The sequence below is a fragment of the Leifsonia sp. C5G2 genome (genome assembly GCF_013359685.1).
Taxonomy (GTDB): domain Bacteria; phylum Actinomycetota; class Actinomycetes; order Actinomycetales; family Microbacteriaceae; genus Leifsonia.
The window spans coordinates 70236-82678 of the sequence record NZ_JABFMV010000008.1 but is presented as its reverse complement, the minus strand read 5'-3'; the positions used below and the strand labels follow the sequence as shown (position 1 = coordinate 82678).

The window sequence follows — 12443 nt, the reverse complement described above, 5'->3', positions numbered from 1 at the left end:
GCGGGGCGATCGGCCTCAGCGGCCGTCGCGAACCGCGACCGCGAGGTCGGGATGGTCGGCGAACACGCCGTCCACCCCGGAGTGCAGCAGGATCGAGAAGAAGCGCCGCCAGTCGCCCCAGTCGGAGTCCGCACCGGCGGTCCGGAACTCCTCCGGGAGCATGCCGTTCTCCGGGCGCAGCGTCCAGCAGAAGACCGCGAGGCCCGCCGAATGGGCGAGGTCGACGAGGTCGGACGTGACCGCACCGACGTCGGCGGCGTCCTCCTCGCCGAACAGGGCCACCGACACCGAGCCGGAGGACAGCACCTGCGCCGTCTCGACGCTGATGCCGTCCACCCGTTCCGCCGCCGACCGCGCAGCGGAGCCGAGGGCGTACAGGCCGCGCAGGCTGAGGTCGGACTCGTACCCGGGAGCGGCGGAGCCGAGAGCTGCGACCCGGTCTGCGGGAGCGCCGGAGTCCTCCACCAGGTAGACCCGGCGACCGCGGAAGCCGCGCTCGTGCAGCCGGGTGAGCACCGTGTGCTCGAAGCTCTCCACCACGACACCGGCACGGTCGGTCCAGCCGGCGTCCGCGAGCTCGGCCAGGAACAGTTCGTCGAGTGGGTAGCCCGCGGCGTCGAAGTAGGTGGCGTGCTTCAGCTCGGCGACGAGTCCGGGCGCCTGCGGGCCGGCATCGCCCGTCCGGTCGATCAGCTCGAGGAGGTCGCGCAGCCGCAGGAGCGGATAGTGGTCGTCGAACGTCGAACTCGGCTGGCGCAGGCCCGGGATGCGCTCCCGCGCCCGCAGCGTCGACAGCTCATCCCAGGTGAAGTCCTCGGTGAACCACCCGGTGAGCGGCGTGCCGTCGACCTCCTTGGTCGTGCGGCGATCGGCGAACTCGGGATGGTCGGCGACATCCGTGGTGCCCGAGATCTCGTTCTCGTGCCGCAGCACGAGGACGCCGTCCTTCGTGGCGACGATGTCGGGCTCGACGGCGTCCGCCCCGAGCCGGAACGCCAGCTCGTACGACGCCCGGGTGTGCTCCGGTCGGTACCCCGGCGCCCCACGGTGACCGATCACCACGGGAGCCGTTCGAGCGCGCATGGCCCGATCCTAGCGGCGCCGCGTCGCCGCATCGGGAGCCGCGGGGTGCCAGAATCGACGCGTGTCCGCCGACCCGAACCCGTCGCCGCCCCGGTGGACGGAGCCCGCCTCCCGGCTCCCCCTCCGCTGGGGCGCCTACCGGCCACGACTGATCGCCGGCCTCGTCCTGCTGTTCGTCGGCACGGCCTGCGTGCTCGGCACGACCGCGTACAGCCTCCCGCTGCTCTTGGTCGGATCGCTCATGCAACCGGCCGGATGGGCCGTCCTCCCGTCGACCATCGGCCGGAGGGTCGCCGTCCCCCTTCCGGTGCTCGGCTTCACCTGGCTCATGCTCGGCGGATCCGGCTTCGCGTGGTGCTACGCCGTCGCCCTCGCCGCCTGGCTGCTCGTCCGGCTGCGCCCGTTGCCGTCGTTCGCCGTCCTGCTGCTCCCGATCCTGTGGAGCATCGTCCTGCCGCTGTTCGTCCACGACTACCAGCACGGCTGGATCACCATTCTGACGAGCACGGCCGTCGTCGTCGCCGCCGCCTGGCTCGCCCGCTGGACCGCCGTCCGGTTCGATTCATGGCAATCTGTCAGAACTCTCAGAAAAGAACCCCGTACATTTGAGTGAAGACGACCACACTCGGTCCACATAGAACGAGGAGCTCATGGCACTCACCAACCCGGCCTTCTCCACCAATCCGGCGTTCTCCGGCAACGGTCAGGCCGCGACCGCCACCGCCGAGAACCTGGAGCAGATGTACCAGGCCCCCTCCGCGACGTCCGTGGACACCGACCGGATGACGGTCGAGGACACGATCACGAAGACGGCCATCTGCTTCGTCCTCCTGCTCGCGGGCGCCGGCGTCGGCTGGTTCGTCCCCGTCCTCGCCATCCCGGCCGCGATCGTCGGTTTCGTGCTCGCGCTCGTCAACATCTTCAAGAAGCGCCCGGTGCCCGGCCTCGTGCTCGGCTACTCGGCCGCACAGGGCATCTTCCTCGGCGCCATCTCGATGTTCTTCGAGTCGCAGTGGTCCGGCATCGTCATCCAGGCGGTCATCGCGACCTTCGCCGTCGTCGGCGTGACGCTGGCCCTGTTCGCCTCCGGCAAGATCCGCGCGTCGGCCAAGGCCACCAAGATCTTCCTGATCGCGATGTTCGGCTACCTGGCCTACTCGCTGGTCAACGTCATCCTGATGTGGACGGGCGCCACGAACGGTGCGTTCGGCCTCAACAGCGTCGAGCTCGGCAACACCGGCATCAAGCTGGGCCTGATCATCGGCCTCTTGGTGGTGCTGCTCGGCGCCTACTCGCTGGTCCTCGACTTCGACGCGATCAAGCAGGGCGTCGCCAACCGCGCCCCGCGCATCTACGGCTGGTCGGGCGCCTTCGGCATCATGGTCACGGTCATCTGGCTGTACCTCGAGATCCTCCGGATGCTCGCCATCTCGCGCGACTGACGACGCCGCCGCAACGTGAGAAGGGCCGGGATGCTGACAGCATCCCGGCCCTTCTCACGTCGGGGAGATCACTCCCACTCGATGGTCCCCGGCGGCTTCGACGTCACGTCGAGCACGACGCGGTTCACACCGTCCACCTCGTTGGTGATGCGGTTCGAGATCTTCGCCAGCAGGTCGTAGGGCAGGCGGGTCCAGTCGGCCGTCATGGCGTCCTCGCTGGACACCGGGCGCAGCACGATCGGGTGACCGTAGGTGCGGCCGTCGCCCTGCACGCCCACCGAGCGCACGTCGGCGAGCAGAACGACCGGGCACTGCCAAATCTCCTGGTCGAGGCCGGCGGCGGTCAGCTCGGCGCGGACGATGGCGTCGGCGTCACGGAGCAGGTCGAGGCGCTCCTGCGTGACCTCGCCGACGATCCGGATGCCGAGGCCCGGGCCCGGGAACGGCTGACGCGAGACGATCGCCTCAGGGAGCCCGAGCTCGCGGCCGATGGCGCGCACCTCGTCCTTGAACAGGGTGCGCAGCGGCTCGACGAGCTCGAACTGCAGGTCCTCCGGCAGGCCGCCGACGTTGTGGTGGCTCTTGATGTTCGCGGTGCCCGTGCCGCCGCCCGACTCCACCACGTCGGGGTAGAGCGTGCCCTGCACGAGGAAACGGATGGGATCGCCCTCGCTCGCGGCCTCCGCGATCAGGTCGGCCTGAGCCTTCTCGAACACGCGGATGAACTCGCGGCCGATGATCTTGCGCTTCGTCTCCGGGTCGCTGACGCCGGCGAGCGCGTTCAGGAACTGCTCCTGCGCGTTCACGGTCACGAGCCGCACGCCCGTCGCCGCGACGTAGTCCTCCTCGACCTGACGGGCCTCGTCCTTGCGGAGCAGGCCGTGGTCGACGAACACGCACACCAGCTGGTCGCCGACGGCCTTGTGGACGAGCGCGGCGGCGACCGCGGAGTCCACGCCGCCCGAGAGCGCGCAGATGACCCGGCCCGAGCCGACCTGCGCCTGGATCGCGGCGACCTGGTCGGCGATCACGTTGCCGCTGTTCCAGTCGGCCGGGATTCCGGCGGCGCGGTGCAGGAAGTTCTCCAGCACGGCCTGGCCGTAGGTGGAGTGCTTGACCTCGGGATGCCACTGCACGCCGTACAGGCGGCGCTCGTCGTTCGCGAACGCGGCGACCGGAGTGCCGTCGGTCGAGGCCAGCACCTCGAAGCCCTCCGGTGCACGCGAGACCGAGTCGCCGTGACTCATCCACGCGGTCTGCTCGGCCGGCTGGCCGTCGAGCAGGACACCCGAGTCGGAGATGCGCACGGCGGTCGAGCCGTACTCGCGCTGGCCGGTCTTCGCGACCTCGCCGCCGAGCGCCGTCGCCATCACCTGGAAGCCGTAGCAGATGCCGAGCACCGGGACGCCGAGGTCGAAGATCGCCTCGTCGAGCCGGGGCGCGCCCTCCTCGTACACCGACGACGGGCCGCCCGACAGAACGATGCCCGACGGGTGCTTCGCCGCGATCTCGGACGCCGTGACGGTGTGCGGCACGATCTCCGAGTACACGTTCGCCTCACGGACCCGGCGGGCGATCAGTTGCGCGTACTGCGCACCGAAGTCGACCACGAGCACGGGCCCGGACGGGTTGGCGGAGTCTGCCCCGCCCAGCATGTCGGTGAACGCAGCGTCTGCACTCATGGAATCTCCGCTAATTTGTCGCCTCCACGGGAATCACGGCTTCGGCCTCGCGGCCGGCCAGGTAGGTCTTGACCTGCTTGCTGATGCGCGTCTCCACGAAGAACGACAGGAACGGCACGACGCCGCCGAGGGCGATCGTGACGAACTTCGTGAACGGCCAGCGCATGAGCGACCACAGGCGGAAGTCGGAGATCAGGTACACGACGTACAGCCAGCCGTGCGCGATCAGGATGCCCGTGCTCAGGTCGACGCCGGTCGGCGCGACCGCGGTCTGCACGGGGACGAAGGTGAGGACGCCGTAGTTGCTGAACGCGAACAGCTGGTAGCCGAGCCCGTACTTGACGATCATCTCGGCGCACAGCAGGAGAAGCATGATTCCCGTGACGTACGCGAACACCTGGTAGAACCGGAGCGCCCCGCGGATCTTCGGGAAGTCTTCGAGCTTGGGAGCGAGGGGCATGGGCCTATTCTAAGTGCTCGGCCTGCACGTTCCCCGCGGTCTGCGACGGGTGCGCTTCGAGCTCCCGCAGCTCGTCCTCGCGCTCTTTCGCGTCCCGCACCAGCCGGTACCAGAGGAAGACCGCGAAGCCGGCGAAGATGATCCACTCGACCGCGTAGAACACGTTCAGCCAGTTCAGCTCGGTCTGCGCGATGGGTGGCGGGGAGTCGATCTGCACGAGCCCGGCCGGGGCTCCGCGCTCGACGACGTACGCGGCGTAGACGTCCACGCCGTCGACGCCCGTCCACAGGTTGTAGAGCTGGCCGACGCCGAGGGTCTTCATCGCCGTCGGGTCCGACTTGTCGGGCACCTGCGGCTGCTCGTCCGGCAGGATGCGGCCGACGACCCGTTGCGGATCGGCCGGCTCGTTCGCCAGCCGGGCCATCGCGGCCTTCGCGCTCGCCTCATCCGGCGCCCAGCCCCGCGCGACGGCGAGCGCGACCGGCTGCCCGTCGCGCTGCAGCGTCAGATGGCCGACGACCCACCAGCCCGAGCGGCCGTCGTTGAGGCGGCCCTCCAGCAGCTGGTAGTCGCCGGGCACGAACGCGCCGGTGAACTCGACCAGCTGCCCGACCGCGGCGTCCCGAAGCGGGGACGACGGCGCGGCGACCTTCGCGAGCGGAAGCACGGTCTCCGTCGGTGCCTCGACAGCCTTGCCCGACTCCACGGCGCGCTCCAGCTGCCACTGGCCCAGCCAGGCGAACCCGGCCGCGAGGAGCAGCGCGAAGATCAGCGCGCCGATCCACCGCGGGCGCAGCATCATCTGGAAGAGGGTGGTCTCGCTGGTCGCCGGCGCTCCGCCCGTGGTCGTGTCGATGGTCAGTCCCGTTCCCGTTCGCCGCTCATGTCGTCCTGCATGGCCCGCTCGACGATGCGATCCACGGCCTGCCGTGTCTCGTCCGCGCTCGTCCCCTCGCGGCGCGCGTCGGAGTCGAGGTCGGCGGTCGCCGCCTCCACGAGCGCGATCTCCTCGTCGAGCATGGGATCGCGCGTCTTCTTCTTCCGTTCGCGCCGGCGTTTCGGGCCGGTCCGTAGGATCATCGCACCGATCCTCTCGGAGTTCGCTGCGAGGATCGGGCCGAGCACCGCCATGATCAGCACGTACAGCCCGGCGAACGGCTGGATGCGTTCGTCGAGCCCGGCCGCGAGCGACAAGGTCGCGAGGATCAGAGCGAACTCGCCGCGGTTCTGCAGGATCACCGTGGTGTTGATCCCTGCCTGCACCCCGAACCCGTTGATCCACGCGACGAACTGGCCGGCCGCGATGTTCAGCACGATGGTCAGCAGCACGGCGACCAGCACCGGCACGAGCACCGACGGGAACTTCGCCGGGTCGAGGGCGAGGCCGAAGTTCAGGAAGAAGAACGCGGCGAACACATCCCGCAGCGGGATGGCGATGTGCTCGATCTTGTTGCGGTACTTCGTCGCACCGAGCACGAGGCCGATGAGGAACGCCCCGATCGCGTCGGTGACGCCGATGATCTCGCCTAGACCGGCGAAGAGCACGGCGAACCCGAAGAACAGGATCGTGAAGAGCTCGTCGTCCTTGGTCCGGAACAGGCGGGAGACGAACCGGCCGCCCCAGCGGGCGATCGTGAACATGACCACGAGGAAGGCGAACGCCACCGCCAGCTTGCCCACGACCGGCCAGAAGTCGGTCTCGCCGCTGAGCACGACCGAGACGATCGCGAGGTAGATCGCGATGAAGATGTCCTCGACGACGGTGACACCGAGGATCATGGGCGTCTCGGTGTTGGCCAGCCTGCGCAGCTCGATGAGCAGCTTCGTCACGATCGCCGAGGACGAGGTCGCCGTCATGCCGGCGATGATGAGCGCCTCGCGCGTCCCCCAGCCGACCATGAAGCCGAACACCAGCCCGACCCCCATGTTGATGAGGATGTACGAGCCGCCGGAGACGATCAGCTTGCCGAAGTTGCCGAAGAACTCGTCCTGGTCGAATTCCAGGCCCAGGTTGAACAGCAGCAGGATGAGCCCGAAGATCGCGATGAGCTCGATGTAGTGGCTCTCGAAGCTGAGCGGGAACCAGCCCGTGTGCGGGCTGGCCAGCAGTCCCACGAGCATGTAGACGGGGATCGCGGGGAGACCCACAAACTTGCCGAGGCGCCCGAGCACGTACGCGACGAGCAGGAGGATGCCGAGAACGATGAGGTCTTCGCCGAGATGCATCGGAGGATCAGCCCCCCGGCGGAGCGTCGGCGGCGACGCGCGCAGCGACCTCGCCGGTGCGGAAGAACGAGAACGCCTTGGCGACCTTCTCCGGGGTTCCGGCGACGACGAGCGTGTCGCCCGGGAACACCTTGAAGTCGGGAGCGGGAGCCGGGTTGGCGGAGTCCCCCCGGACCACCGCGACGACCGTGAGGCCGACGAAGCCGCGGTCGCCGGGGGCGCCGAGCTGCTGGCCGGCGATGTAGTCGTCGTAGTCGACGGTGAACCAGTCGATGCTGAGGCCCGGGATCTGGTCGAGGGCGGTCAGCGTCTCGGTGATCTGCGTGCCGCCGAGGAGCTCGGCGAGCGTGTGCGCCTCATCCTCGTTGAGTCGCAGCGACACCTTGGTCACGTCGGCGCCGTCTTCGTGGTCCGAGAAGGTGATCAGGTCGCTGTGCCCCGAGCGATGCGCGATGACGCCGACTTTGCCGCCATCGTCGGTCACGAAGGTGTGCAGCACCCCGACCCCGGGCAGCTTGACCCGTCGAACGTCAACCATCAGCCGTCTCCATCCGCCGGGTTCGCCGGCATAAGGGGGGTGAGGTTCCAGTCTACCGGAGGCTCGGCGCCCCCTTCCCGGCCGCGCGCGACTGCGGCGTCCCGGAACGTCTGCGGCGGTTCGCCCGCGCGCAGTCGTTCCGAGACGCCGCAGTCGGTGTCTGTCGCGAGGTCAGCTCTTGGCGCTCTTGGCGGCGGCCGCGTCCTCCTCGACGATGTCGGGCGCCTGGAGACGGATGCGCTCGGCCGACTCGTCGTCGGGCTGCAGCTGGCTGCCGCGCTCGGCCTCCACCCGCTTCAGGTAGGTGCGCACCTCGCGCTCCTCGCGGTCCTTGTCCCAGCCGTGGACGCGCGCCATCAGCGCGGCGGCGACAGGTGCGGCCGACACACCGCGGTCCCAGGCCTCGATCGAGATGCGCGTGCGGCGGGCGAGCACGTCCTCCAGGTGCAGGGCGCCCTCGTGCGTCGCCGCGTAGACGACCTCCGCCCCGACGTAGTCGTCGGCTCCCGGCAGCGGGTCGGCGAGCGACGGGTCCTCGCGGATCAGCGCCAGGATGTCCTCGGCGAACGTGCCGTACCGGTTCAGCAGGTGCTCGATCCTGGCGACGTGGAGGCCGGACTCCTTCGCGATCCGGCCGCGCCGGTTCCACGCTGCCTGGTAGCCCTCGGCTCCGACGAGGGCGATGTCCATGGTCGCCGACCCCGGGATCTTGCCGTCGAGCGCGCTGACCGCCGCATCCACCGCGTCCTTCGCCATCACCCGGTACGTGGTCCACTTGCCGCCCGCGATCACGACCAGGCCGGGCACCGAGTGCGCGACCAGGTGCTCGCGCGAGAGCTTCGACGTCTGCTCGGACTCGCCCGCCAGCAGCGGCCGGAGCCCCGCGTAGACCCCCTCCACATCCTCCCGGGTGAGCGGGACGTTGAGAACTTCGTTCACGTGCGCCAGCAGGTAGTCGATGTCGGCCGCGGTCGCCGCCGGGTGCGCCTTGTCGAGGTGCCAGTCGGTGTCGGTCGTGCCGATCAGCCAGTGCCGGCCCCACGGGATGACGAAGAGCACGCTCTTCTCGGTGCGCAGCAGCAGTCCCATCTTCGACTGGAAGCGGTCCCGCGGCACGACGAGGTGGATGCCCTTGGACGCGCGCACCTTGAACTGCCCGCGCTCCCCCACCATCGACTGGGTGTCGTCCGTCCACACACCGGTCGCGTTGACCACCTGCTTCGCGCGGATGTCGAACCGCTCGTCGGTCTCCAGATCGTGAGCGCGCACGCCGACGACCCGCTCGCCCACCTTGATGAAGCCCTCGACCCGGACGCGCGAGGCGACATGCGCGCCGTAGTGGGCTGCCGTGCGGACCAGGTTGGCCACGTAGCGAGCGTCGTCCACCTGTGCGTCGTAGTAGGTGATGCCGCCGACCAGGGCGTCCTTGTTCATCGACGGGATGGCGTTGAGAACCTGGCGCTTGCTGAGGTGCCGGTGGTGCGGGACCCCCGGAGGGCGGCCTCCCGTGTAGGAGAAGATGTCGTACAGCAGCATGCCGGCGCCGATGTAGAACCGCTCCCAGACCCGCTTGTGCAGCGGGTAGAGGAAGCGCACGGGCTTCACCAGGTGCGGAGCGATCCGCTGCAGCAGCAGCCCGCGCTCGATGAGGGCCTCGCGGACGAGGCGGAAGTCGAGCTGCTCGAGGTAGCGGATGCCGCCGTGGACGAGCTTGGACGAGCGGCTGGAGGTGCCGGAGGCGAAGTCGCGCGCCTCCACCAGGCCGGTCGTCAGGCCGCGCGTGGCAGCGTCGACGGCGGAGCCCGCGCCGACGATGCCGCCGCCGACCACCAGGATGTCGAGCTCGGTGTCCTTGAGCGCCGCGATCGCGGCGGCGCGCTCAGCCGGACCGAGGCGCGACGGATACGTCACGGCCGGGTTCGACGCGGGGGTGGCGTGCCTGTCCCCACCCGGAGCCGATTGGGATACGGTCATCGTTCTCTCCCTCCCCGGCCGCCGTCGGCCGGTACCTGGTGCTACTGCGTTCGGTAGGGCGCGACGACCACCTCGACGCGCTGGAACTCCTTCAGGTCCGAGTATCCCGTCGTCGCCATGCTCCGACGCAATGCTCCCACCAGATTCGCAGAGCCTTCGGCCACGGGGGCAGGTCCGTAGAGGATCTCCTCGAGCGGAGCCACCTGGCCGACCGCCACGCGGTTGCCGCGTGGCAGCTGCGAGTGGTGCGCCTCGGCACCCCAGTGCCAGCCGCCGCCCGGGGCGTCGGTCGCGCGGGCGAGCGTGGTGCCGAGCATGACCGCGTCGGCACCGCACGCGATGGCCTTGACGATGTCGCCGGAGCTGCCGAGGCCGCCGTCGGCGATGACGTGCACGTAGCGGCCGCCCGACTCGTCCATGTAGTCGCGGCGGGCGCCGGCGACGTCGGCGACCGCGGTCGCCATGGGCGCGTGGATGCCGAGGGTCGACCGGGTGGTGGACGCGGCCCCTCCGCCGAAGCCGACGAGCACGCCGGCCGCACCGGTGCGCATCAGGTGCAGCGCCGCGGTGTAGGTGGCGGCGCCGCCGACGATGACGGGAACATCCAGCTCGTAGATGAACTTCTTGAGGTTGAGCGGCTCGACGTTCTTCGAGACGTGCTCGGCCGAGACCGTGGTGCCGCGGATGACGAACAGGTCGACGCCCGCGGCCACGACCGTCTCGTACAGCTCCTGCGTGCGCTGCGGCGACAGCGCGCCGGCGACCGTCACCCCGCCCTCGCGGATCTCGGCGAGGCGACGGGTGACGAGCTCGGGCTTGATCGGCTCGGCGTAGATCTCCTGCATGCGGCTGGTGGCGCGCTCGGCCGGCAGCTCGCGGATCTCGGCGAGAAGCGGCTCAGGGTCTTCGTAGCGCGTCCACAGGCCCTCGAGGTCGAGCACGCCGAGGCCGCCCAGCTGGCCCATCATGATCGCGGTCGTCGGCGAGACCACCGAGTCCATCGGGGCGGCGAGGAACGGGATGGAGAACTGGTAGGCGTCGATCGACCAGGACACCGAGACGTCTTCGGGGTCGCGGGTGCGACGGCTGGGAACCACCGCGATGTCGTCGAAGGCGTACACGCGGCGTGCGCGCTTGGCGCGCCCGATCTCGATCTCCATACTCACGTGATCCAGTCTAGGCCGCGGCCTGTGGGAGGGTGGTCGTGTGATCGTCGAAGCCGAACCCCTCCCCCGCCTTCGCCAGCGCACGAGCGAGAAGTGGCGCGCCTACCCCGACGACGTGCTCCCGCTGTTCGTCGCCGAGATGGACTACCCGCTCGCGCCGCCCATCGCGCAGGCGCTGCACGCCGCCGTCGACCGCAGCGACACCGGCTACATCGGCCCGGACGACCGCACGCAGCGGGCCTTCACCGACTACGCCGGAGCCCGCTGGGGCTGGAGCGTCGACCCGGCGCACACGCGCACCACCACCGATGTGAGCGTGGTGATCGTCGAGGCGCTTCGAATGCTGATCGCACCCGGCGACCGCGTCGTCATCACGCCCCCGGTGTACCCGCCGTTCTTCGAGCTGATCCCGGAGGCCGGCGGCGTCGTCGAGGAGGTACCTCTGCTGGAGGGCGGGACGGACGGCCGCGGCTGGGCGCTCGACCTGGCCGGGCTCGAGCGTGCCTTCGCCGGCGGCGCCACGGCGTTCCTGCTGTGCAACCCGCACAATCCGCTCGGCCTCGTGCACCCGCGGGAAGAGCTGGAGGCGGTGGCCGTCCTGGCCGCCCGCCACGGCGTCCACGTGGTGAGCGACGAGGTGCACGCCCCGCTGACGCACTCGGACGCCGCGTTCACGCCGTTCCTGTCGGTGTCCGACGACGCCCGGCGCGTCGGCGTCGCGGCGCACGCGGCGAGCAAGGCCTGGAACCTCGCCAGTCTCAAGTGCGCGCTGTTCGTCGCGGGCTCGCCGGAGCTGGCGGAGCGCATCCACGCCCTGCCGATCGAGGTGGAGGTCCGGACCAGCCAGTTCGGCCGCATCTCCACGGAGGCGGCCTATCGTCACGGCCAGGAGTGGCTCGACGGCGCCCTGCGTGCGATCGAGACGAACCGCGCCCTGCTCTCCGTGCTGCTGACCGACCGGCTGCCGCGCGTGGGCTACCGCGAACCGCACGCGGGCTACCTGGCCTGGCTCGACTTCCGCGAGCTCGGCTGGGGCGACGACCCCGCGGCGCGCATCCTGGAGGAGGCGCGGGTAGCCCTCAACCCTGGCGCCGACTTCGGGACGCAGGGCGCAGGCTTCGCGCGCCTCAACCTGGCCTGCTCCCCCGAGGTGCTGACCGAGGCGATCGACCGCATCGCGGAGCTCGCCCGCCGCTGACTGCCGGGCGGCGGCTCAGCTCGCCTGAGCCCGCGCGTGCTCGAGGTCGTAGCGCATCTGCATCTTCAGCCAGAGCTCGGCGGTGCCGATGCCGTTGTCCTCCAGGCTCAGCGCGAGCTTCGTGCTGATCCCGGCGTGCCCGTGGAGGACGCGCGAGAGGGCAGGACGGGACAGGTTCAGCCTCATCGCCGCCTCCGCGACGGTCAGACCGAGACCTTCCGGTCCGAGCTGTTCGGCGAGCACCTCGCCGGGGTGGGGCCTGTTGTGCATCATGTCGTCGCCTCCTTCGTCAGTGGTAGTCCAGATAGTCCACGAGGATCACGTCTTCGCCGTCGAACGCGAAGATCACCCTCCAGTTGCCGTTCACCCGCACCGACCATCGCCCGACAAGGGAGCCAGACAGCGCATGCAGACCGAAAGCCGGGAGATCGACGTCTTCCGGCAGCGAGGCATCGTCGAGCGTGGTCAGGATGAGCCGCAACCGCTTCGCGTGCTGCGGCACGATCCCCTTCGCGGACCCTGTCCGATAGAACAGGGCGAGGCCCTTGTGTTCGAAGCCCCTGATCACCCCACAACTGTAACGCGTAACGTTACGCGTTACAATAGCCGCGGTCAGCGGGTGCGGGCAACCCGGCGCTCGTCCCAGACCGGCTCGTCCGCCTCGTAGACGACGC

Annotated in this window: 13 protein-coding genes; 3 read left to right on the top strand and 10 right to left on the bottom strand. The window is 69.9% G+C overall.

Annotated elements, in window-relative coordinates; all coding sequences use genetic code 11:
- Nucleotides 1-15: 15 nt before the first annotated feature.
- Nucleotides 16-1083 (bottom strand): glycerophosphodiester phosphodiesterase family protein, encoded by a 1068-nt coding sequence (locus HNO83_RS12020; protein ID WP_175337754.1) that lies wholly within the window; start codon nt 1081-1083, stop codon nt 16-18.
- 61 nt (nt 1084-1144) lie between these two features.
- Here HNO83_RS12020 and HNO83_RS12015 point away from each other — a divergent pair, with 61 nt between their 5' ends.
- Nucleotides 1145-1696, top strand: a complete 552-nt coding sequence (locus HNO83_RS12015) for a hypothetical protein (RefSeq protein WP_175337753.1) — start codon at nt 1145-1147, stop codon at nt 1694-1696.
- A 37-nt stretch (nt 1697-1733) separates the two neighbouring features.
- A complete protein-coding gene (locus tag HNO83_RS12010; RefSeq protein ID WP_175337752.1) occupies nt 1734-2525 on the top strand; it encodes a Bax inhibitor-1/YccA family protein in 792 nt (263 codons plus the stop codon).
- A 68-nt stretch (nt 2526-2593) separates the two neighbouring features.
- Here the strand turns inward: HNO83_RS12010 and guaA are convergent, their stop codons facing one another.
- The 7 genes from guaA to HNO83_RS11975 all read right to left on the bottom strand — a co-directional run bounded on the left by guaA (nt 2594) and on the right by HNO83_RS11975 (nt 10565).
- Nucleotides 2594-4180 carry a glutamine-hydrolyzing GMP synthase gene (guaA, locus tag HNO83_RS12005; RefSeq protein WP_175337861.1) on the bottom strand — a complete coding sequence of 529 codons (1587 nt, stop codon included), beginning with the start codon at nt 4178-4180 and terminating at the stop codon, nt 2594-2596.
- A 37-nt stretch (nt 4181-4217) separates the two neighbouring features.
- Entirely contained in the window at nt 4218-4667 is a 450-nt protein-coding gene (locus HNO83_RS12000) for a DUF3817 domain-containing protein (RefSeq protein ID WP_175337751.1), read from the bottom strand.
- Nucleotides 4668-4671: 4 nt separating this feature from the next.
- On the bottom strand, nt 4672-5469 hold the full coding sequence (locus HNO83_RS11995) for an SURF1 family protein (protein WP_175337750.1): 798 nt from the start codon (nt 5467-5469) through the stop codon (nt 4672-4674).
- A gap of 56 nt (nt 5470-5525) precedes the next feature.
- Entirely contained in the window at nt 5526-6893 is a 1368-nt protein-coding gene (locus HNO83_RS11990; protein ID WP_175337749.1) for a cation:proton antiporter, read from the bottom strand.
- A 7-nt stretch (nt 6894-6900) separates the two neighbouring features.
- Nucleotides 6901-7431 carry a cation:proton antiporter regulatory subunit gene (locus HNO83_RS11985; protein ID WP_175337748.1) on the bottom strand — a complete coding sequence of 177 codons (531 nt, stop codon included), beginning with the start codon at nt 7429-7431 and terminating at the stop codon, nt 6901-6903.
- Nucleotides 7432-7602: 171 nt separating this feature from the next.
- Nucleotides 7603-9405 carry a glycerol-3-phosphate dehydrogenase/oxidase gene (locus tag HNO83_RS11980; protein WP_249776692.1) on the bottom strand — a complete coding sequence of 601 codons (1803 nt, stop codon included), beginning with the start codon at nt 9403-9405 and terminating at the stop codon, nt 7603-7605.
- 41 nt (nt 9406-9446) lie between these two features.
- On the bottom strand, nt 9447-10565 hold the full coding sequence (locus HNO83_RS11975) for a GuaB3 family IMP dehydrogenase-related protein (protein ID WP_175337859.1): 1119 nt from the start codon (nt 10563-10565) through the stop codon (nt 9447-9449).
- 46 nt (nt 10566-10611) lie between these two features.
- Here HNO83_RS11975 and HNO83_RS11970 point away from each other — a divergent pair, with 46 nt between their 5' ends.
- Nucleotides 10612-11769: a MalY/PatB family protein gene (locus HNO83_RS11970; RefSeq protein ID WP_175337747.1), complete on the top strand. Its 1158-nt coding sequence runs from the start codon at nt 10612-10614 to the stop codon at nt 11767-11769.
- Between the two features lie 15 nt (nt 11770-11784).
- Here HNO83_RS11970 and HNO83_RS11965 read toward each other — a convergent pair whose 3' ends face one another.
- Together HNO83_RS11965 and HNO83_RS11960 are read right to left on the bottom strand one after the other, a co-directional pair.
- Nucleotides 11785-12042 carry a HigA family addiction module antitoxin gene (locus tag HNO83_RS11965; RefSeq protein WP_175337746.1) on the bottom strand — a complete coding sequence of 86 codons (258 nt, stop codon included), beginning with the start codon at nt 12040-12042 and terminating at the stop codon, nt 11785-11787.
- A 16-nt stretch (nt 12043-12058) separates the two neighbouring features.
- The gene (locus HNO83_RS11960) at nt 12059-12337 is read right to left on the bottom strand and encodes a type II toxin-antitoxin system RelE/ParE family toxin (RefSeq protein WP_175337745.1); all 279 of its coding nucleotides are present in this window, start codon (nt 12335-12337) and stop codon (nt 12059-12061) included.
- Nucleotides 12338-12443 lie beyond the last annotated feature (106 nt).